The sequence below is a fragment of the Gemmatimonadaceae bacterium genome (genome assembly GCA_020846935.1).
Classification (GTDB): Bacteria; Gemmatimonadota; Gemmatimonadetes; order Gemmatimonadales; family Gemmatimonadaceae; genus RBC101.
Genome location: JADLCY010000008.1, coordinates 177,208 through 199,618, shown reverse-complemented (window position 1 = coordinate 199,618; position 22,411 = coordinate 177,208). Strand labels below are relative to the sequence as shown.

The following is a 22,411-nucleotide window of genomic DNA, read 5'->3' as shown; positions in this document are numbered from 1 at the left end:
GCTGTCCCTTCGCACCGGGCTACGCGTGCGGTGACCGCAGGTGCGAGCGGGACCGAGAGGCGGTGGCCAGTATGAGGCAGGAAGCGCCGCACGGGAGGCCCGAACAAGCCTACCCCACCCGTCACCCGCACCAGCTGCCGATGCGTACCGGCTGGCCGTCTGCGCTTGCCAGCCTTTGCCGCCGTCCTCGAGGACGGCTCGGCAACCTCACCGGACCCCGCCGCGAGATCGCGTCATTCAAGCCATCCCAGGGGGCACACCGCCAACGCACCGTTTCATGAGACCCGGATGTTTCGGCGCGACCCACGCGTGCTCACGTCACCTGGCAGACTCTTAGCGCCGGTGCACCCTCCATCCACCGGCGTGCCAGGCAGCGTTGCTTGCGGGACGGTGGTCGCCGACCCATGATGATCGACTTACGTCCCTTCGACAGGTGGCATTGCGGAGGGAAGCAGCGACGGAAATCCCGAGCGGATCACGACATGAGTACTGGACGAGTATTCACTCGAGCCGTGGCCGTGGCGACAGTCGCACTGGCGGGCCGCATCAGCGCGCAGGACGTGGCGCGCATCGTGGTCGAGCCCACGCGCGTGACCATGCAGGCGGGGCAGACCGTGGCGCTGAAGATCACCGCGCTCGACGCCACCGGGCGGGAGATCGTGAACCCGCAGCTCCGGGCCAGTGGGCCGCGCGGTGCGATCCGCATTGCTGACGGCAAGATCACGGCGCTCCGTGCCGGATCGTTCACCGCCGTCGTGACCTCAGGTGGACGTGGCGTCACGCCGATCACCGTCGAGATCCCCGTGCTGGTCACGAACCCCAACCTGGCAAAGCTGGAGATCCTTGCGGAGCCGGGCGCACCGTACGTGGGCACGATGCTCGGCCATTCGGTGAAAGGGATGCACGCCGACAGCACTGTGCGGCTCGACCTGAGGGTCACGTGGCGATCTTCCGATGCCGCGATCGCATCGGTCGACCGGTTCGGCACCGTGAGTGCGCTCGCGCCGGGCACGGTGACGATCTCGGCGGACGCCGAAGGCGTCACGGCGCGCAAGACCTATCGCGTCCTGGCGAACCCGGTGGCGTCGATCGCGCTGGACGTAAAGGAAACCACGGTCAGTACCGGTGACGTGGTACACCTCAACGCCATCGCACGACGCACCAACGGACAGCCCGTTTCAGATGCCAGGGTGTCGTGGTCCTACCAGTACCAGCCCGACGACACGACGGCGGCGCCCGGTGGGCAGGGCATCGTGGATCGCGCGCCGGACGGCACGACCCTTTTTGCGGCAAACGCGCCAGGTCGCTACACGCTGCAGGCACAGGTCGGTACGGCGTTTGCCCGCACGGTCCTCGACGTCAAGCCGCGCGACGTGCGGCGCCGCATCACGGTGACCGGTCGTGGCACGGTGAACACGACGGCGACGTCGGATCTCTGGCCGTGGACCGGAAAGGATGGCCGCGACTACTGCCTGGTGGGCACCTGGGGCGGTGACGGCTACGCGCTCGTGTTCGACATCACCGACATGAACAACATCGTGAAGACGGACTCCATCAAGGTGGACGCCCGCACGATCAACGACGTGACGGTGTCGCCGGACGGACGCTACGGAGTGCTCACGCGCGAAGGTGCGTCGAATCGCGTGAACGGCGTCGTGATCCTGGATCTCGCGAACCCGGCACATCCCAGGGTTGCCTCGACCTTCGACGAGGACCTGACCGGAGGCGTGCACAACGCGTTCGCGACCAACGACTACCTGTATGCGATCTCCGGCGGGCAGAAGTACGTCATCATCGACGTACGCGACATCTACAAGCCCAGGCGCGCCGGCGAATACCGCCACCCCGGCGCGCGCATCCACGACCTCTGGGTGAACAACGGCATCGCCTACTCAGCGCAGGGCGGAATTGGCGCCGTCATCGTGGACGTCGGCAATGGCAAGTGGGGTGGCACGCCGCAGAACCCGAAGCTGATCAACGTCTTCCCCATCGCCTCGGGCCACGAGATCTATCCGTACTTCCAGAAGAGCACCGGCAAGACGTACCTCTTTCTCGGCGACGAGGAAATGAGCCGCGAGGGTCGCGTGTGGGAGGGCACCAACTACCGTGCCACGTTAGGCTCTCCCGGCGGCGTGGCCCAGACGTCTGGCGGGTACGTGCACATCGTGGACGCCACCGACCCGATGAACATGAAGAAGGTCGGGCGCTACCACCTCGAGGACTACGGATCGCACGACATCATCGTCGAAGACGACGTGCTCTACCAGGCGTATTACGACGGCGGCGTTCGCGTGGTCGACGTGTCGGGCGAGCTGCTCGGCAACCTCGCCGAGCAGCGCCGCGAGATCGCGGTGTTCAAGCCGTATGATCCCAAGGGACACACCGCCAACGCCCCGTTCGTGATGAACGCGATGCCGTGGAAGGGGCAGGTGCTGTTCACCGACTTCAACTCCGGCTTGTGGGCGGCGAAGCTGGAGCCCAAACCCAAAGTCACGCCGTAGCTGGTGGTGAGGCGGGGACCGGGCCGGAGGGCCGGAGGGCATCGACGGACGGGGGACGGATAGGCATCCGCCCCCCGTAGCACACCACCATCCGCCTGCTCTTGTGACCTATACGAGCTTCACCTTCGCCACGTCTTCGATCCACTCCCGATACTGGTCGAGGCGAATGTAGATGCCCCCGTCACCGCAGGTCGCGATCGCGCTGGTGGTGGCGCGTGAGGTAGCGCCCGCCAGCAGCCAGGTCTTGCCGCTTGGGATGTAGAACGGGCCGCCGCTGTCACCGGAGCAGCTGTCCTTGGCCATCATCGGCTTGCCGGCGACCAGCTCGAGGCCTCGGTTGCAGCCATAGATCTTCGCATCCGTCCCCCTGCCCTTCACGCGCCCTCGGCAGGCCGTCGAGGCGATCGGAATGTCGACCATGCGCTTGATGCCGTAGCCGATCGACCCGCTGGCGTCGACGTTGCCAAAGCCCACGGCGCGGCCGTCCGTTGCGGCATCGATCGCCCTGCTGTCGGCGATGGCACGCGGCTTCACCGTGGACTTCTTCTCGAGCACGAGCACCATCAGGTCGTCGCGCTCCTCCTTGCTCCGCGCATATCCGGGGTGTCGCACGGCGTCCTTCACCGCGATGCGCGTGCCCTTCTTTGCGACGTCGTTACCGAAGTGGACGTGCGTGGCCGTCTTCTGGCAGTGGCACGCGGTGACAACCACGTTGGGCGCGATCAGCGTTCCGGTGCACTGCCAGTCGCCGGTGGAGCCCTTCATGCGACCCACCGCCACGCAGTCCGGGAAGTCGGTCGGAGGCACCGTGGTGCCGCCCATGATGCGAAGGCGCGCCTTCACCCGCGCAGCCATGGCGCGCGCGTTCTGGAGGAATCGCGCGTCTTCGTAGATGTGGAAATCGGGGTCCTGCTCCGGCGCGGCCGCCGCACCACGGCGTGAGCGCACGCGCATCACGGGAAGCGCGCGGCTCATCACGGGATGGCTCCTCAGATACACGGCGCGAAGGATCTGCGCGAACTCGGCGTCGGACGTGGCCGCGCTCTCCGCCTCCGCGATGGCCGCCCGGACGAGTTCGTTGTTCTGTTCGTCGCTCAATCGTTTCGCCGGCACGCTCACTGCTCCGTTCGAGTCACCGCACCATGCCGCACTGCGCTCCTGGCGACAAGGGAGCGGCGCACGCGCCACAGGTTTGACCGCCCTTGCCCGAAGGCCTACACTGGGAATCCCACCGCGCCCGACGCACATGGAGCAATGCACCCTCGATCCGGCCAACGCCCGCGCCGATTTCTCCAGCGGCTCCACGGTCACCTGCGTGGGGCACGCGACGCTGACCCGATGGGCGCTCCCCCTGGACGCCGCGCCGACCAACGTCGAGGAGCAGGCGCTCGCCGACCTGGGCACCGTACTCGAGGCGCATGGCATCACGGCGGTCGAAGGCCTGCGTCTGGTGCTGGCGACCTCGACAGATCGACTGCCCGACGTCACGATCTCCCTCGCGCCCAACGTGGAGGCGAGGGACTCGATCCTCGTGGTCATCGATGGTGTGACGGCGCTGATGGAGCCGCCGGCCGCGGCGATCACCGATGCAGCGGGGAGGCACTTCACACTCACGTTCTCCGCGATGTCGATCGCGCGGGACGCGCGGGGCGCGTGGATCATGGTGCTGCGCTCTCTCCCGCCCGCCTCGGATGCGTGGGCTCAACGGGAGCCGCTGTTCCGCGCGGCGCTCACCACGCTGGGAAAGGTGCGGGCGGCCGGCTCGCCAGAACCGCCATTGGTGGCGTGGGCAGAAAGCGGCGTGTCGCTGGGCAAAGGCATGGAAAGCACGCCGGTTCCGCGGCGACATACCACCAGGGCCAAGCCTCCACTGCACGCGCCACCCCAGCCACCACCAGCGGCGACGACAGGCGGGCCGCCCCCTGCGCCTCCCGCGGACATCCCGGCGGAGACAACTCAGGGAAGTGAGCCGCCCGTCCCCGACGAGGCGCCGCCCGTACGGCGTACCCGGGGGCGCACGCGATCAGCCAGCGGCGCCACGCGAAAGGAAGCCGCCGCAAAGGCAGCGCTCAACGTGCGACGCCTTCCCACGGTGAAGTTCCCGGAGGCGGTGGTCGCGGGTGAGACGCATCCGCTCGTGGTGAAGCTCTCCGACAAGGTGCCGCGCACGGCGATCGATCGCGCGATCCAGGTCGCCATCGAGGCGGGTGAAGACTCGGCGACGATCATGACGTCGCTGAGTGCTCCGGGGTTCACCGTGTTGCCAGACCGCGAACAGTCGATCACGGTTGGACGTGAGTTCGACGCCAGGCGGGAACAGGTGACATTCACGCTCACCGCGCTGGCGCCCGCGGGAGGCCAGCCGGTATCGCGCGACATCCGCATCGACTTCTGGGCCGGCAACACCTCCATAGGTGGCGTGACGCACTGGACGACGGTGACTCCAGCGGGCTGGTCGGCACCCCTGCCACCGGCCAAACCCGCACGTGCGCTCCCATTCGCCACGGCGACGGATGATCGGGAGTGTGAACTGGTGCTCCGCGTCGAGGGGATCGAAGACACGGACAAGCCGCCGTTCCTCCTGAGTCTCCGCTGCCGCATTCCCGGAGAGCCTGCGTACGAATCCAGGCGCGTCGGGCGGATCGACTTCACCATGAGCGAACTGTCGACGCTGCTGCACGACCTGTTCGCGTCGTTCGCGGAACGGTTTCCTGTCGACGGGAATGCCACAGCGCTCCGGAAGTGGCGCAGCGACCTTCTGGACGAGATCGACACGCTCGGCAAGTGGCTCTGGCAGAAGCTCCCCGCCGAGTTCCGCGCCGAATACTTTCGGTTGTACGACGCGAAGCACCTGCCGGCGTCCCTGTTCGTCCATTCGACGGAGACGCTGATCCCATGGGAACTGGTCGTTCCCTATCGGGACGGAAAAGTGCTGCCGCGCCTGGGTGTTGCGCACGTGATGGGTCGCTGGCGTCCGGCCCTGGGCCAGCGCCCGCAGCCACAGGCGTTCCGGGTCACGCGCGGCACGATCGCGAACCCCAGATACGTGGGCACCGCGCAACTCGTCTGGTCGTTGCTCGAGGCCAACGATGTGAAGCAGGAAGTGGCGGCGTTCACCGCCATGCCGACCGTGGACCGTGCGTCAATGAAGAAGTTGCTGGACCGCACCGACACGCAGTTCGTGCACTTCACGGGGCATGGCGAGTATGCAAAGCGCGCCGACCTCAGCACGCTGATCCTCGAGAACGGAGAGACGATCCGGGCGATCGATGTCGTGGGGTCAAGGCTCCTCGCCCAGGGACAACCCATCGTCTACCTGAACGCCTGCGAGGTGGGAAGCTCCGGCGTTACCCTCGGCCAGATGGGTGGGTTTGCCGCGCAATGCGTGGAAGGAGGCTGCAGCGGGATCGTCGCGCCGTATTGGGCGGTCGCCGATGACAGTGCGCGCGAATTTGCCGTCGCGTTCTACGCCCAGCTCAGGGCCGGCCGCTCGATCGGCGAGGCGCTCCAGGCGTTGCGAAAGGAGAAGCCGAGGGATCCGACGTACCAGGCCTTCTCCTACCTCGGCGACCCGTGGACGCGCCCGCAGTTCGCCTAGCCGGACCCTATCCGGACCGCCTCCGGTCAACGTGCCTGACGACGCCGTCGGGTCACCATCTGGACAGTCCCGCGTGAGACATCGAGAATTGCAGCGCGTTGCACGATGCGCTCGTCAGGCAGACGCGCATCAGCTCGCCAGGACTCTCGAACCCGTCGTCGGCGTACCCGGACCATCGTGCTGACCCTTCACTACCGTGTCGCGGAGGCCCCTCCGGGCCAGGACTACCCGATCACGCTCCTGCTCGACACCGGGCAGGCGGGATGGGAGGCGCAGCCGATTGCCCAGGGGACCTTGCCGCGCGATCTCGCGGTCGCCGGGGCGCCCGAGCATCCCGACCAGCCCGGGACGCTGCTGACGGTGGCGACCGCGCTCGCCTGGTATCAGGCGCAGGCCGGTCCGTCCGCCACCGGCTTCGAGCGTGTAGGGGCGCTGCTCTTTCGCCTCCTCGATCAGCCGGCCATCTCGGTGGCTTGGAAGGCCCAGCGCGACGCCGGATGGGGGAAGAAGGCCACGGGGGAGTCGCTGCGCACCATCCTTACGTTCGAGCCATCGGTCCTGCGCGACCTTCCGTGGGAGCTGGTCAATCACAAGCAGCGGTACTTCTTCACCGAGGCCCACGGACCGTGGTACCGCGGAACCGAAGCGGTGGTCGTCGGCCCACCGATCGCTCGGCCGGTGAAAGTTCTCCTGGTCATTGGCTGCCAGCCGACCGACAAGAAGATCCGGTGGCGCGAAGAGGTGCAGGCGATCCTCGACGTGACCTGCCCACGGCGAACGCTGTTCGACGTCGAGGTGCTCGAGCAGCCCTCGGTCGCACGGCTCACCGCGGACCTGGCAACGTACCGGCCCGACGTGCTCCACTTCGTGGGACATGGCATCGACGGTGACCACGAGACGACGGCGGGCCTCGAGATCTGGAGCGAAGGCGTCGCGCGCACCTGGACGGCGCGCGAGATGTTCCAGTTGCTGAGTCCTGCGCCACCGCGCCTCGCCTTCGTGAACGCCTGTCGCACGGCGGAGTTCGTCGGTGAACGCGGCGGCTGGCGGGTGGCGTCCGCCCTTCGGGACGCCGGGGTGCCGGCGGTGATCGGCATGCAGGGCGACGTACTCGGCGATGCTGCGGCCTTGTTGTCGCGCCGCATCTACGAACAGTTGGCGTCTGGAGTGCCGATCGACGCTGCCGTGTCGCAGGCGCGGCTCGAGACGATGCAGGCGCCGTTCGGCCATGATCGACGGGACTGGTCGCTGCTCACGCTGACGCTGGGTTGCCCCGCGGCCGACGTGCTGGCGATGGAGGCGCCGCCACCGACGGATCTCGCCAACCTCGCCGCCGCGAGCGACTCGATCCTCTCGCTGGCCGGGTTCGTGGGGCGGCGCAGGGATCGCCGCGAAGTGCGGCAAACATCGGCCGCGAACTCACACCTGCTGGTCCTGGCCGGCGGCGAAGGCATTGGCAAGAGCGACTTCCTGAAAACGTGCCTCGAGCAGTTCGCGCTGCACGGCGCCCGTGTGGTGTACGTCGACCTCGCGACGGGGAGCAAGCACGACGCGATCGGGTTGCTCCGGCTGATCCGTGGGCCAAAGGACACGCCCTCGAAGGATCTGCTGCGGCCGAATCTCTACGCGCAGTTCGCCGACTTCAACGAGGAGCTGAACGCGCTGCTCGACGGGCTTCCACCTCCCGTCACGCTGCTGCGCACCGAAGCGTCGGGGACCGACAGCGAAAAGCCCTACCGCGTGGATGACGCGCACCACAGCACGCTCAAGCGTGCCTTCGAGACCTTCGGCCGGAGCCTGATGGCCGTCGCCAACGGCCAGCCCTTGTACCTCGTCGTCGATCATCTCGACGACGCGGATGGTGGCATGCCGCCCGAGCTGTTCACGCAATCGGTACGGCCATTCCTCGTGGATGTGGTCGCGCGCAAGGAGTTGGGGTCCGTCCGACTCGTGCTCGCCCTCAGGGACGACCAGGTGCCACGCTTCGGCCTGTCGTCGGTCGTGCAAGGCGACGCCGGAAGAGCGCTCCTCCCGTTTGCGCGTGGTGACTGGCGCTGGCTGTCGAGCGAGTACCTGCTGCTGCGCAAGCTCGACCGGAAGCGCGCCGAGGACATGATCGAGCGCGTCGCGAACGACATGAACGACGACGGCTTCGGGCCCGACGTGCTCGAATGGCTCGCCATGTACGTGCGCAAGATCGCGAAGAAGCCGGTAGGTCCATGACCAGCGGTCGACGGTCTGCCCGCGAGTTGCTCGAGCAGCTCTTCCGCGACGAAGGGCTCGATGACGCGTGGGAGCCGGAGGCGCCTGACGAGCGCGCACTCCTCGACGTGGCGGCGCTTCCGCGCGTGTTCAATCGAAGGCTCATCGAACAGGTACTCCTGCCGGCCGCCGCGCAGGAGGCCCAGGCGTCCGTCGTGAGCCTCGACTGGCTCCTCGGCCACGAGAGCATCGAGGTGGTCCCGGGCAACCCGGGGCTCTATCGCATGCGCAAGCGTCATCGCGGGGAGCGTGTGGCCTCGTGGGTGCGGTCGCTGACCGCGACCAGTGACATCGCGATCACCAACGACGGGTCGGCTCGGGCCGACCGCTTCGTGGCCGTGAGCCTCGCGCTGGCCAACACGGTCATCGAGTGGGGACCGGCATGGGAGCTGGAGCGGTTGTATCAGCTCATCGCCGCCGACCCGGCGCAGGCCAGCGCGGAGATCGCCGCGCAGTACGCCACGGCCGATGCCGTCTTCGACATGGTGCGCTGCTGCGAAATCGTCGCCCTCATGGATGAGCGCGATGACCTGCTCACCGATCAGCTGCTCCGCCAGCGCGCGGATCTCAAACGCTACTACACATCACGCACTGCGTGGACGGAGGCCTATGCGCAGTCGGCCTTCGCCCTCGAGCGCACCTTCATGCGCGACGCGTTCACGTGGACGCAGTCGGACGATCCACGCTGGATCGCCTGCGTCGAGGCCCGCGGCGGCATGGGCAAGAGCATGTTTGTGCGCTGGCTCATTTCGCGCCAATGCGTCCCGGAGCCGGCGAGAATCCCGTGCGCCCGCATCGACTTCGATTTCGCGCTCCCGACGGCGCTCGCCGAATATCCGTGGCTGGTCATCCCGCAGCTCGTGGCGCAGCTCGAGGTCCAGCTGCGCCTCGAAGGCACCGAGGGTGCAACGACGGAGCTGCAACGACTCGCGAACCAGGTGCGGGAACAGGAACGCATCGCCCTCGAGAGCCAGGGTGCGGCACAAGGCGCGGGACGAGCGCTGACCCTGGAGCGCTCGCAGCGCTTTGGCGCTGAAATGGCGGAACGATTCGGTCGTGCCCTGCACGAACGCGCGCGGGGGCCGGTGCTGGTGGTCTTCGACACGATCGAGGAGGCATTCCTGCGTGCCGAGTTCACGAGCACGCAGGGCCGCAACGTGATCGAGAGCGTGCTCGAACTCCTCGTGAGCGTCCAACGCGCGCACCCGCGGCTCAAGGTGATCTTTGCCGGCCGATTCTCCCCGTCCGGTCGTGATGGCGCCGGAGAGTTCCACACGCGCTACGCGGGCCAGTGGATCCCGATCACGCTGACCCCGTTCGGCGATGATGAAGCCCGCGAGTTCCTGGTCCGCGTGCGGAAGCTCAGGGACGACGACCGGATCGCCTCCGTCATCGGCAAGAGCGCGGGCCTTCCCCTCGTGCTTGCCCTGTGGGCCGACATCGTGCTCGCCCGCGACGAGATCACGGCGCGCGAGATTGCGGACTCACCCGCGGCCGACCTTGCCTATCTCGTGGAGCGCGTCATTGACCGGCTGCACAACCCGCAACTGCAGTGGGTGATTCGCTACGGCGTGATTCCGCGGCGTCTCACCCGAGCGTTCTTTGACGGCGTCCTGGTCCCCGCGCTGCGCGCGGCGATGCACGGCACGGCCCCTCACGACATACCGGCGCGCGACCGCCTGGCTGCCCTCGGCACCCGGGAGCGCTTCTCGACCTCGCTGCTCGCGCGGCCGGAAGACCTCGATGCCGACGTCCTGTGGAACGACCTCGAGCACTACGTCAGCAGCTCGTCGTTTGTGTATCGATCGGCGGACGACGCACAGGCGATTGCGTTCCACGTCGAGGTCGTGGAACCGATGCGCCGCGTGCTCCGTGAAGACCAGGAAGCGACGTTTCGCGCACTCCATGCGGCCGCCGTGACGTTCTACGAACAGCAGGCCGCGGGCGCCGACACGCCCGAGCGGCGCACGGTCGCCATGCGTGAAGCGATCCACCACCTCATGCAGGCCAACGCACCGGGAGCCCGCCTCGAACAGTGGCTCGACCAGGCAAGGGATACCGGTGATCGCGCCTGGGCGCGCGTGCTCGTCGAGGAATTGCTGAGCCCTGAGTACGCCCAGCTCGACGAGTCGGCGGCGCCGCTCGCGCCGGCCCTGGTGAGTCTGGCGCACACCCTGCGGCTGGACACGTTGATCTCCGACGCCACGGCGGCGTCCGGGAGCGACCGCGGGCTCGCCTGGGTCGCGGTCGTGCGCGCGGTTGCAGCGTACAAGGCTTTCACGACGCGACATGCGGGGGCCGGTCCCCCGCGCCCGGGCTGGCTCGAGATCGTCGAGGCCGAGGGCGTGCTCAACACGCAGGGTGCCAACGCGGCGCTGCCGCTGTTCGAACACGCGCTGTCGGTGGCGCGCGATGATGCCCTGCGCCTTCCCGCGAGCCTTGGCGCCGCCGATGCCGCCGATCGTCTCGGACAGTCCGAACGTGCGGGCATGCACGCGCGGATGGCGCTCGGACTCTTCGAGCGCGCGATGCCGGTCGATCGCACACCGCGACGACGACAGGACCTGGCACGCATCTTCGAGGCCCTGGGCGACTACGAAACGATGATCGGACTGCTGCACGGTTCGGACCTCATGGTGACCAGCGACCCCGCGGCGCCGTCGGCCCGACTGGTGGATGCGCTGCTCGCCACCGGCCGCGCGACCGACGCGGCGCGGTTTGCCGATGCCCAACTCGCCATGGCACGAGCGGCGGATCGCATCGAACCGGACCGTCTCGCCCACGCCTGCGGCCTGCTCGCCATCGCCAGGCTCCGGCTCGGCGACACCAACGCCGCATTGCAACTCGCGCGGGAGGACCTCGGCGGGCTGCGCACGCGCGCCGCGATCCGCGCACCCAACCTGGTCCCGGATCGTGCCGAACTCGGAGCGGCGGCCACGGCGAGCATGGCGAGTGCTCGAGTATGGGAAACCGTGCTCGCGCTGTCCGAAGCCGTCGATGGCTGCGAGCAGGGCCAGCGCGACTGGGCTGCCGTGGGCAACGCCGAGGCGGCTGCGGATGCCCTGAGACGCCGCATCGAACTCACACTCTTTGAGCTCGGCGATCGGCAACTGGCGGCGTCGCTCATTGGGGAGAGCCTCTACCTCACCGTGCCCGCGGAGTCCGAGGTTGCCGGGCGGCTGCAGCTGCTCCGCGCACTGTCGCAGCATCCGGCGCCGCCCAACCTCGCCGACACGTTGCGGCGACTGCTGGACAACGTCGCCGTACGACGGTGGCGGGTGCTCCGGCTGCATGTCCTTGGCGCGCTGCTCGATGCGACCGAGCAGCCCGACCCAGCGACGGTCATGCAATTCTCGCGGGATCTCGCAGCGGTCACACCGCTGGCGGCTCGGCTCGACGTACTCGCCACGCTGGCGCATCTGTTGGATCGTCCGCTTCGGCTCTCCGGCGATGCCGCGCACGAGATCGCGTCCGTGGTGGGACTCGATGAACCGGTACTGCCCGACGATGCCGGCGACGCGGAGCACACCCGCCTCGCCATGGCGACGGTCGAGTGGCTCCTGGGTCGACCGTCGAAGGCCGCCGGCCACCTGGAGCAATTGCTCCCGCGACTCACCGTGCAGCCACTGGCCGCGCCAGCCCTGGAGCTGGCGCGTCGGCTCGTCGGCGCCGGCCAATCGATGAACGGCGCGCCCTGGGGCGATCGCTTCCGTCGCCGCGAGGACGCCACGAATACGGCGAACGGCCGTGTGGCGCTGGCCCTCGCCGAGCTGGCCCTGCGTGTTGGCGATCTGACGACGGCGACCGAACGCGCCGATGAGGCGGTGGCCGACCTCGGGGGTGACGCCTATCCCATGACGCGCTGGGCCGCGATCGCACACACCATAGCGGCCGCGGCGGCTCGCGCCCGCGGCGACACCGCCGGATGGCAGGAACACCTCGCCCGTGCCGATCGCACGCTCGAGTCGTTAGGTCAGCCGCGGCTCAACGACGCCGCCTCGCGCCTGACGGTACCCGTGGGGCCACCGCCCGCCCACGGCAAACCGCCGAAACCCTCCACGCCTCCGGCTTCGACGCCTGTTCCGGCTGGCCGGCCGACAGCGACGCCAGGGCCCGATGCCGCGAGCCCGCAACTGACCCTGCTTACGTATTGGCGCGACGGACTCGTCGTCGAGGTGCAACGGGACGGGGTGACGATCGTGCCGCCCACCGCGCCCCTCATCGGGCCGGCGACCGAGCTGCTCGGGCTTGGCCGTGATGATGAAGTGGTTCCGTTCGCTCTCGTCAGGCGCGTGGCCGACGACTGGCCCGCGTTCGCGGCCGAGTTGGCCGGTGCCCTGATGTCGCGCCCCGAGCTCGGACACCATCTGCAGCACCTGGAGGCGCCGGAGCTCAGGCTGGTACTCGATCCGCCGACCGTGGCCGCGCTGCCGGTCGAGCTGCTTCCCGCCGGCGGCAACGGCGACATACCACTGCAGGCGGCGCAGGAGACCCGCGCTGTCTACCGCGGTGCGCTCAATCCCCGTGAGCTGGTCCGATGGATCCAGGAGTCGCTGGTCGAAAATGGCATTCGCGTTGTGGCCGACGGCATCTGGGGACCACAGGGACAACGCGCGCTGGCAGCGTTCCAGACTGCCAGGGGCCTGCCGCCAACGAGCCTCCTCGATCGCCGCACGGTGCAGCTGTTGAGCGAAGGGCTCGTGCGCGATCGTCGCGACGCCGTGGCTCTGGTGGCCGGTGCGCAGGAGGGGGCTCGTCGAGGCATGCGTGCCGGCACGTCCTTCAAGGAGCACTTTGACGTCACGGCGCTGTATCGCGCCGCCGGGCTGCGCCTGGAGTCCCCGGGGCGCAACCTGGTCGCGTCGCTGCAGGCCCGTCGACCCGTCGTACTCCACCTGTGCGGAACCTTCGACGAGTCGACATCGCTGGGCGGCGTCGTGATGCGCTTCTCCGGCGGCGGTGAGAAGGACGGACCCGACGGACCCGGTGAGTCTCCCTCCACCCTGGGCTCGGCGCTCAAGCTGTTGCCGCCCGTTTATCGGCCCATCGTCGTGCTCGACCCGATGCCTGCGACATCGCACACCGAAGTCGCGCGCCAGTTGCTGCTGCGCAACGTGTTCGCGCACGAACTGTTCCGCATTGGCGCGTGCGCCGCCATCATTGCCGTGGGCTTCGAAGTACCGACCACCGATCGCGTGCCGGCAGCCTATGCCGCGATGGCCGAGGCGTGGAAGGACCGACTCTCGGTGCTCGACCTGCTTCGGCGTCTGCGCTCCGCGGCCGGGCGCGAACGCCGACAGTCGACCGACCTCGTGAAGCTGCTCCGTACCTCGCCGTCGGATGTCTGCGTGGTGTATGCGACGATGCCGGCGCACACGCTCTTCGTGCGCCCCCGGGTACCGACCGCGTCATGACCAGCGCGCTGGATGGCATGGTGGCGCGCCGCCGCGCGGCCCTTGTCGACAAGCTCGATGCGCTCACACTCGACTTCGCACAATGGACGGCGCTGAGCAGGGCGGGCCAGGCGTTCGAGAAGCATCACACGCAGGTGCGCCGACTCGTCAGGCGGCTGGATCGGCTTCGCACCGCGCTGGCCGAGGAGGTGACGGCCATGAGCACACGGAGCGAGAAGAACATGGCCCTCGGTCACGCGCTGGAGCGTGACGTGTTGCTGCTGCATGCGATGTGGGAGTTTCATCGCAGCAAGCTCGCGCAGCGCCTGCAGCCCGGCATGAAACGCTTTCTGGATGCGGCCGATGACTACGCGTGGGCGTGCATCGCACCAGCGCTGCGCGCGGCCGTTGAGGCGAAGCACCGGACCGCAGCGTCGGTGCGGGAACCGCCGCTCTGCTACCTCAACAGCGACTGGTCGCCATTTGCCGCAACGCGCGGCGCGGATCTCATGGCGGAATCCGTGTCGTCGGGCGAGACCGAACGACAGGCGTTCGTGCGAGAGATGAAGACCCTGCCGATCGCCGTCCTCGGGTTGCCGTGGTCCCAGCTCTCGCACCTGCCGGATGTGTTGATACTCGCTCATGAGGCCGGGCACGTCGTCGAGGACGATCTCGACCTCACATCTGCGCTGCAGGAGTCCCTCGAGCAGGTGATTGATCTCCATGGCATTCCGGGCGATCGCGCGCTGGCCTGGCAGGGCTGGCTCGGTGAGGCGTTCGCCGATGTCTACGGCGCGCTGAGCGGTGGCCGTGCGTTCGGGTACGCGCTGCTCGATTTCGTGACCCTCGATGTCGAAAGGGTACGCCGCGAGTCGCCGGGTGTGGGTGCCACCGGCGGCTACCCTGGCACCGCACTACGTGCCGAGCTCGTCGCCGCGACGCTGCACCAGCTCGGCGACACGGAAGGCGCAAAGGAGATGCGCGGTCGGCGCGACACACTTCTGGCAGGGGCGACACCGATGGCGTCCTTCACCGATGACTGCGGCCGGGTCGCCGCCGCCTGGCTCTCGACAGCGTTCGATGCCTTTGGCGGTCAGACCCTTGCTGCCGTCGCCGCCGGAACGCCGAATGCCTGGAAGGACGCCGCCACCGTGAGCAAGGATGCGCTGCGCTCGCGGTTCCCCTTGCCATCGGCGGACGTGCGGGTTCTGGTCAGTGCGGCCCGTATTGCCTTCGAATCAGATCCCGACGCCTACCGACTCGGAACAGTCGGGTTGGACGCCACGCTCGGTGACGTGCAGTCCCTCGTTCTCGCGCAACTCGATGCGACTCGGCAGGCCGGCGTGCGCGGAAGCGGCGACAGCCTGGAGCCCACCAACCAGGCGGCCGACGCCTTTGACGACGAGGTGGCCACGGCACAGGTCAAGCGCCTGACGAGTCGAGCCGCACCTGGCACTGCCGCCGACCCGCCAGCGACCGGCGGCTGAGCGGTAGGGCGAACCGCACGTAGCCGATCGCTCGCTGCGTGTACGCGCAAGCGGCCGCGCGCCTCAGAACAGCACGCGATACCCCAGTGAGACGTTGCGACCGGGATTGAGCGCAAAGGTCTTGATGCGACTCGTGGCATCGCGGTAGCGCACGTCGCCCACGTTGTCGACGCGCACCGTGAACGCATGCACCCGATGCCCAAGGGGCAGCGTGAGCCCTGCGCTCACGTTCACGAGCGTGAACGCGTCGGTCGTGCGGCCCGACGGATCCGAGTCGCTCGCCGACACGGGCACGCGTCGCTGCGAGAAGCCGTGCCGCAGGTCGCCGCCAAACGCCCACCGCCCGTTGTCCCATCGCGCGGTGCCGCCGAGCCGGGCCGGCGGCATGAACGGCAGCGGCTCACGTGCCGCCCTGAGCTCGCCGCGCACGAGATCCCCCATCGCGCCAACGACCAGGTGCCTCACCACCTCCATCTCGATCTGCCCCTCGAGCCCGCGCAGCACGGCGTCGCCCTGCGAGAAGCGATTGAGTGGAACACGTTCGGGCCCTGCCTCGCCCGAGATCAGCGTGTCCTTCACGATGTTGGGCGAGATGTAGTTCGCAATGCGGCTGCCAAACGCAGAGAGCTGCCCGTTGATGCGCCGCGTGTGGAACCGCAGGATCCCTTCCACGCCGGTGTTGACCTCCTCTTCCAGCGCCACGTTGCCACGGTCGAAGGTTCCCGCGGCCTCGTGGAACGCATTGGAGAACAACTCCTCCACCGACGGTGCGCGAAACGCACGTGCAGCACTCACGGCAAGGCTCATGCGCTCCGTCACCGGTACGCTGAGACCGACCGACCCCGAGGCCGCGCGAAAGTCACGATGCACCCCTGGCCCGAACTTGGGACTGCCGGAGCCGCTCGAGGTGATGCGGTAGCTGTCATAGCGCCCGCCGAACTGCAGGCGCGCAACCCGATCGTCGGGGTGGGTGAGCGATGCGAGGGGGACTTCCTCGTAGAAGAACGCTCCCACGCCGGTGCTGTTGACCGGCGGTGTCAGTGCTTCATCGCCCGTGGGCTCATACTGCCTGAACAGTCCGGACACACCCAGCGCGCCGTTGACCGCGCCAACGAGCGTCCGCACCAGGACATCTCCCGTCTGTGTGCGAAGGTTGAAGCGTGTGTTCACCGTTCCCGTGCGCGCCACCTCGTCATGCGAGTACCACTGCGCCGTGCCGCTCGCCCGCAGCGATTGCACGACCCCCGCCGGTGCGGCCAACTCCGCGCGACCCACCAGCTCGTGGCGCGTGCCTTCGATGTGCGCGCCGTCTCCATCGGCCGACGGCAATCCGTAGTCGAAGCCGTAGCGGCGATACACCACACCGCCGTTCGCCTTCGAGCCCGCGAGCGCGAGCCCGCCCGTGCCGTACGCATTGCGGTAGTACGAGTTCCCCAGTCGCTCACGTCCGCCCTGGCGAAGGTCTTCGGCGCGTCGAATGCCGCCGCGGCCCACCAGCGCGAGCCCACTCGTGATCGGCACCTGAACGCCCCCGGACACCCCGCCGCCCGGCGTCACCGATTCGAGCTGCGTGCCGACATATCCGTCGACGTGCAACGGAATGGTGGACGGGATGTCATTGGAGATCACGTTCACCACGCCCCCCAACGCGCTGTTGCCATAGAGCAGTGAAGCGGGGCCGCGCACGACCTCGATACGCTGCGCGGTGAGCGGATCGACCGATACGCCGTGATCCGGCGCGGACGACGAGAGATCGCCCGCCCGGTTGCCGTCCTGCAGCACGAGAATGCGCTCGCCCTGCAGCCCGCGAATGACCGGCGCAGTGGCGGCCGGGCCGTTGAAGCGCATCGACACACCCGGTTCGCGCGCGAGCGTCTGCGCGATCGTCGGCGCCATCGCCCGGGCCAGCGCCTGGCCCGAGACCTCCGTCGCCGATTGCGTCACGTTGCGCGGATCGGTGCCCACGGGCGTCGCCGTGACCTGGATGCCGCCCAACGTGAGCACGGTGGGGTGCACGACGATCGTGACGCGCACGGTGTCGCCCGCGGCCGGCACGACGACGTCGGCGTGCCCCGGCGCAAAGCCGAGGAACAACGTGGTGAGGTGATAGCGGCCGGGAGGAAGGCCCCGAAAGAGAAACATCCCCTGGTGGTTGGTCGATGTGCTTCGATCGAGCCCGGTGACCACGACCTGTACGTTGGGGAGGGGCGTTCCGGCGCTATCGCGGACGACTCCAACGATCGGCGGCGTGTCGGGCACGCGCGCGGGAGTCGCATGGGCGATCGCGGCAAGTGCGGTGACCGCGCCGATTGAAACGGCGAGACGCGCGGCAAAACGCCGCGCTGGCACGAATGGCATGGGAGAAGTCCCGTGGCGAATGTGGAAAGCCTGCGCCGGGACGCACAGGCGAGCCGACGCCGCGGGCCGGCGCCGAGGCCGATCCCGCGTGGTTGGAGCGATCAGCTCACCACGGGTGGGCCACGGGGATGCGGGAGTGCCTCGACGGCGCGGGAGCCCAGCGCCACCGCACCCGCCGGCCGCTGTGCGATCCCTGCGTCATCGGCGGCAATGGACGCCAGGTCACTGACTTCGACCGCGAGACCGAGGTAGGCGCAAAGGGCGCAGTCCTCGTGCGTGGGTGGCGTGCACTCGGGCCGCGAGGTCTCCTCGATGTGCGCCGCGACGCTCTCGGTGGTCACCGCGCGCGCGGCCTGGCGTGCCTCTGCGACCGGCACCGCCGTGCCGAGTACGGCGCGGAGCAGGCCTACCGAAAGCCAAAGCCAGGGGATGAGGGCGCGACGAGCCTGGGTCACGAAGAGTGGCGGCGGATGCGACGACAGGAGGCTCCAGCCGATGCCTCATCAATATGACGCGCCGGGGCGCTCCGCCGCTGACGAATTGCGCGACTCGGACGCCCTGTCGCTGGCGAATCGCACGATCCGATGTGTCCGCCGCCGCTGCGCGGCGTCGAGCTCGCCGCCTTTGCTACGGCCTGCGGGCGACGAGTTCGATCTCGACCTTGGCACCGAGTGGGAGTCCGGCGACGGCCACCGTGGTGCGCGCGGGGAACGGTGCGGCAAAGCGCCGCTGATAGGCTGCATTCATCGCCGGAAAGTCCGCCATCGTCGTGAGGTAGACGTTGCACTTGATGACGTCGTGCATGGAGAGGCCGCTGTCGAGCAGCACGAACTCCAGGTTGTCGAACACACGCTGCGTCTGCGTCTCCACGTCACCATCGACGAGACGACCCGTTGTCGGGTCGATGGGTGTCTGGCCCGACAGGTAGAGCAGATCCCCGGCCCACACGGCGTGTGAGTACGGTCCAATGGCGGCTGGCCCGCGAGGGCTCTCGACGGCACGGCGCGGCATCAGCGGGACTCCGGTGCGAAGGCGTAGGCGGGAAGGCGGGTCATTTGACAGAGAAGGGATCAATCGCTGGATAATGCGGACGACCGCGCCAGCGGGCGACACGCGCCACTCATCGAACCACCCACACGCGCTCGAAACGGAGGCGCCGAACGACGTGCGTCAGAGTCTCGCATGCCCCGGTAAGGCGGGTGCAGCGAGACACTAACGAACAGCACCATCCACGACCACCCCCCACTCGTCCGGGCACTGCGGCAGGAACGCCGGGCATGCACGTACGTCGCCAGGCCCGGTGGAGACCAGACACCGCAGTTTGCCGCCCGGGAGGTGAGCGCTCGGCTGCGACTCTTGCCGAAATGCCGGCGTTCCTTCGCCACGGCGCCTCGCCAGCGCGGCTGGCCGCGGGGCCAGCGACCGAAGTCCGCTTCGTCCGGCAATGCCCGACGGCCAGCGTGACCGACCCGTCGCACGTTGAGTGGATGCGGGCGCAGCCACGGTCCGTACTGGCGCACTGGTAAACGGCGCCGTCAGCTTTCGGCGTACCATCCACCACGTCTCGCACCCATGTCCCGATTCCTTGCTGCAGCGACCGTCGCGCTCGTCGCGGTGGCGCCGGTTGCCGCGCAGTCCCCCGCGCTGAACGTCTTTGGCAACCCGGCACGCATGAAGCCGGCGCCCACGACGCCGCAGATCACGGTCCGTGACCTCCAGATCCGTCTCTACCAGTTCGCCGACGACTCAATGCAGGGTCGTCAGGTCGGGAGGGTCGGCAACATGAAGGGGACCGACTACATCGCCGCGGAACTCAAGCGCCTCAAGCTCGTCCCTGCGGGCGACAACGGCTCGTACTTCCAGGTCCTTCCCTATCATCTCAAGCACTTCACCGATCACTCGCGCCTGACGGTGAACGGCAACCCGCTGACCTGGGGCGCGGACTGGCTGGCCGTCCCGGGCACGCGCGCGCCACGACCCGTAAGCGGCGTCGAGGTCGTCTTCGGCGGTGTGGCAGGTGATACCACGCGGCAGATCACGGCCGCTCAGGCCAACGGAAAGTTCGTGGTGCTGCTCCCCGGCGCACCCGCGGCTGGCGGCGGTCGGCCCGGCTTTGGGCCCCCGGCACCGACGCGCTTTGGCGGGGCGGTCGCGGTGGCGACGGTCGACCTCGACGGACTGTCCGCCGCGCAGCGCGCGGCGATCAACACGCCGACCGTGGCGACGCAGAGCACGGCGGGTCGTGGCCGCCCGACGCAGCCGGGTCAGGCCGTGGACTCGCTCGCGCTGTTGCGCGCGCAGCTCGACCAGCTTGCACCGCAGGCCGTGATTCGCCTGACGAGTGCCGCCGCAGCGCAGCTCTTTGGCGGTCAGCCGGTGGCGGCCATGGCGCGGGGCACGACCGGCGGGACCGTGAACGCGTCGCTCGACTACGTTGAGCTGCCGAGCCAATACGCCCGCAACGTGGTCGCGATCATTCCCGGCAGCGACCCCGTGCTGCGCCACCAGTACGTGGCCATCGGCGCGCACAACGATCACGTGGGCTTCAACACGCCGGTGGACAAGGACTCGCTCAAGGCGTTCAACAACGCCCGGAACGCGATGCTCCTCGCCAACAACATGCTGCAGCTGCGGCCCGAACAGCTGGCGACGATCCGCGTGAACATGGACAGCATCCGTCGCGTGCATCCGGTGGCCCGGATCGACTCGATCAACAACGGCGCGGACGACGATGGCTCGGGTTCGATGGCGGTGCTGGAGATCGCCGAAGCGATCCAGGCCATGCCGGTCAAGCCCAGGCGGAGCGTGCTGTTCGTGTGGCACACCGGTGAGGAGGCCGGGCTCGTCGGTTCGGCGTTCTACACGCGCAACCCGACCGTGCCGATGGATTCGATCGTGGCGCAGATCAACATCGACATGATCGGCCGCGGGCGTGAAGGCGACCTGCCGGGCGGCAGCTCCAACTACCTCGGCGTGGTGGGGTCGTTCTTCGACTCAAAGGATCTTGGCGAGACCGTTGCCGAGGTCAATCGAAAGCAGGCGCGTCCGCTGGAGCTGGACTACAAGTACGACACCACGCTCACGTGGAGCGGATACAACAACATCTACGGCCGTTCGGATCACTACAACTATGCGCTGCAGGGCGTGCCGATCGCGTTCTTCTTCACCGGCCTGCACGGCGACTATCACCAGCGCACGGACGAGGCGGAGTGGATCGACTACCCGCACTACGCCCGGATCACGAACTACATCGACGGGATCGTACGCGAGGTCGGCAACGGTCCGCGCCCGCGCATGAACGGCACGCGCCCGGCGCGTCCGCCGCGGTCTGTTGTGCCCTGAGTCATACACCGGGTCGTCGTCCGCTATCGTGAGGAGGGATTGGGCGAGTCGGTGCTGATGCCGGGTCTTCACAGGAGCCAGCGTCTTCGTTGACTGAGTGCACGGCGCGCTCGACGATCCCGCGAGGAAGCCCACTCGCTCACGATCGCCGGGTGCGGGCCGGGGACGCTGGATCGCCCCTTGTGTCGGCAGCAGCCTCAGGCGAGCGCGTGCGAAAGGATCAGTTGATGCAGGGCCGATGCCCTTGTCGGTCCCCGCTCGATGCAACCCTCGGCTCTTGACAGAACGATCGAACCGAGCCTTCGTGGCTGAACATTGAGCGGAGGGCGTGGTGACGGGCCTTCTTGTGGTGCTGAAGGCTTTCGCGCACTTGCAGTCGCAGCCGACGGACGTCGTGGAGACAGCTCTGCGAACCGAGAAAGGGTGTCGAGACTGCAGGATCGTCGCTCGCTTCATCGCTCGAATCGGAGCTCCAGGCGATCCGGTCCTTGTCACGCCTGCCTCACGCGCTGTTCGTTTGTCCAGCGGATCCTACATTGTCGCACCGCTTTCGAGTGGCAGCGATGTCGCGATCTACGCGGCGAACGGTCGGTTCAAACGGTCGGTCGGGCGGGCAGGATCCGGCCCTGGTGAGTGGTCGCGCTCATTGGGCCCGCTCATCGGCGGGTTGCGTGGTGGAGCTTTTGTTGGTCGACCGAGGAAATGGGCGTGCGATCGTCATTGACTCACTGGGAGGGATGCGGCCGCTCCTCGTGCCTCCGGCCGAGTATTTCAGCGGACTCGTCCTGCGCGGTGATCGCATCGTAGTAAACGCCGTGTTTCGCGACCCCAGGACCGCCTGCTGCATCACGTGCACATCATTTCCATCGACGGACGGAGCTACCGACTCAGAGAACTCGGCGCCCTGCTCGGGACGCCGGAGAGCCCCGGCCCCGCACCCCAACCCGGAGGGCCACGCACCCCCAAAGACGCAGGGCCCAGTGCGGGAAACTAGGTGATCACAACCTGCGGGAATTTGGGTGTACTTGCACAGCACTTCGCTGGGGACCAGATGGTGATCGCGTTAGGCGTCACCACCACCGGGGAGAAACGGATTCTGGGCCTGGTGCAGACGGCGACGGAGAACAAGCGGGAGTGTGCCGCGTTTCTGCAGGAACTTGTGGAGCGCGGCTTTCGCACGCCGCACGGGTTGCTGGTCGTGCTGGATGGCGCGAAGGGGCTCCGCGCGGCCGTGCGCGAGGTGTTCGGGGACGTGCCCGTCCAGCGGTGTCAGTGGCACAAGCGAGAGAATGTGGTGAGCTATCTCCCGAAGCCTCAGCAGGTGGGGTGGCGCCGGAAGATACAGGCGGCATACGGGCACCCGCGCTATGCGGACGCCCAACGCGCGCGCAGCGGCTGGAGCGTGAGCTGCGCCTGCGGAACGCCTCCGCCGCGGAGAGCTTGTTGGAGGGCCTGGAAGAGTCGCTGACC

The 22,411-nt window shown here is 68.2% G+C and carries 11 protein-coding genes; 7 read left to right on the top strand and 4 right to left on the bottom strand.

The window, feature by feature from the left end; genetic code table 11:
• The first annotated feature begins 482 nt into the window (after window positions 1-482).
• Window positions 483-2,501 (top strand): Ig-like domain-containing protein, encoded by a 2,019-nt coding sequence (locus tag IT361_10300; GenBank protein ID MCC6318069.1) that lies wholly within the window; start codon window positions 483-485, stop codon window positions 2,499-2,501.
• Between the two features lie 108 nt (window positions 2,502-2,609).
• On the opposite strand, the gene IT361_10295 is transcribed toward IT361_10300, so the two are convergent.
• Window positions 2,610-3,614, bottom strand: a complete 1,005-nt coding sequence (locus IT361_10295; protein MCC6318068.1) for a trypsin-like serine protease — start codon at window positions 3,612-3,614, stop codon at window positions 2,610-2,612.
• A gap of 133 nt (window positions 3,615-3,747) precedes the next feature.
• On the opposite strand from IT361_10295, the gene IT361_10290 reads away from it, so the two are divergent.
• From IT361_10290 to IT361_10275, 4 genes are all read left to right on the top strand, one after another.
• A complete protein-coding gene (locus IT361_10290) occupies window positions 3,748-6,099 on the top strand; it encodes a CHAT domain-containing protein (GenBank protein MCC6318067.1) in 2,352 nt (783 codons plus the stop codon).
• 177 nt (window positions 6,100-6,276) lie between these two features.
• Window positions 6,277-8,322: a CHAT domain-containing protein gene (locus IT361_10285; GenBank protein ID MCC6318066.1), complete on the top strand. Its 2,046-nt coding sequence runs from the start codon at window positions 6,277-6,279 to the stop codon at window positions 8,320-8,322.
• The gene (locus IT361_10280; protein ID MCC6318065.1) at window positions 8,319-13,775 is read left to right on the top strand and encodes a peptidoglycan-binding protein; all 5,457 of its coding nucleotides are present in this window, start codon (window positions 8,319-8,321) and stop codon (window positions 13,773-13,775) included. The genes IT361_10285 and IT361_10280 overlap by 4 nt, the downstream gene beginning before the upstream one ends.
• Complete coding sequence (locus IT361_10275) at window positions 13,772-15,241, top strand: hypothetical protein (protein MCC6318064.1); 1,470 nt, start codon at window positions 13,772-13,774, stop codon at window positions 15,239-15,241. Before IT361_10280 ends, IT361_10275 begins: the two co-directional genes overlap by 4 nt.
• Before the next feature lie 63 nt (window positions 15,242-15,304).
• Here the strand turns inward: IT361_10275 and IT361_10270 are convergent, their stop codons facing one another.
• The 3 genes from IT361_10270 to IT361_10260 form a co-directional block, all read right to left on the bottom strand.
• Window positions 15,305-17,599: a TonB-dependent receptor gene (locus tag IT361_10270; GenBank protein MCC6318063.1), complete on the bottom strand. Its 2,295-nt coding sequence runs from the start codon at window positions 17,597-17,599 to the stop codon at window positions 15,305-15,307.
• Window positions 17,600-17,700: 101 nt separating this feature from the next.
• The gene (locus tag IT361_10265; protein ID MCC6318062.1) at window positions 17,701-18,054 is read right to left on the bottom strand and encodes a hypothetical protein; all 354 of its coding nucleotides are present in this window, start codon (window positions 18,052-18,054) and stop codon (window positions 17,701-17,703) included.
• A gap of 172 nt (window positions 18,055-18,226) precedes the next feature.
• On the bottom strand, window positions 18,227-18,610 hold the full coding sequence (locus tag IT361_10260; GenBank protein ID MCC6318061.1) for a RidA family protein: 384 nt from the start codon (window positions 18,608-18,610) through the stop codon (window positions 18,227-18,229).
• A gap of 561 nt (window positions 18,611-19,171) precedes the next feature.
• Between IT361_10260 and IT361_10255 the strand changes: the two genes are divergently transcribed.
• Window positions 19,172-20,941, top strand: coding sequence for a M28 family peptidase (locus IT361_10255; protein MCC6318060.1), 1,770 nt, complete (start codon window positions 19,172-19,174; stop codon window positions 20,939-20,941).
• A 994-nt stretch (window positions 20,942-21,935) separates the two neighbouring features.
• On the top strand, window positions 21,936-22,409 hold the full coding sequence (locus IT361_10250; GenBank protein ID MCC6318059.1) for a transposase: 474 nt from the start codon (window positions 21,936-21,938) through the stop codon (window positions 22,407-22,409).
• Window positions 22,410-22,411 lie beyond the last annotated feature (2 nt).

Coding starts and splice junctions, on each gene's coding strand:
- IT361_10280 (MCC6318065.1), top strand. CDS start 8,319: ATGACCAGCGGTCGACGGTCTGCCCGCGAGTTGCTCGAGCAGCTCTTC.
- IT361_10260 (MCC6318061.1), bottom strand. CDS start 18,610: ATGCCGCGCCGTGCCGTCGAGAGCCCTCGCGGGCCAGCCGCCATTGGA.
- IT361_10270 (MCC6318063.1), bottom strand. CDS start 17,599: ATGCCATTCGTGCCAGCGCGGCGTTTTGCCGCGCGTCTCGCCGTTTCA.
- IT361_10255 (MCC6318060.1), top strand. CDS start 19,172: ATGTCCCGATTCCTTGCTGCAGCGACCGTCGCGCTCGTCGCGGTGGCG.
- IT361_10290 (MCC6318067.1), top strand. CDS start 3,748: ATGGAGCAATGCACCCTCGATCCGGCCAACGCCCGCGCCGATTTCTCC.
- IT361_10300 (MCC6318069.1), top strand. CDS start 483: ATGAGTACTGGACGAGTATTCACTCGAGCCGTGGCCGTGGCGACAGTC.
- IT361_10275 (MCC6318064.1), top strand. CDS start 13,772: ATGACCAGCGCGCTGGATGGCATGGTGGCGCGCCGCCGCGCGGCCCTT.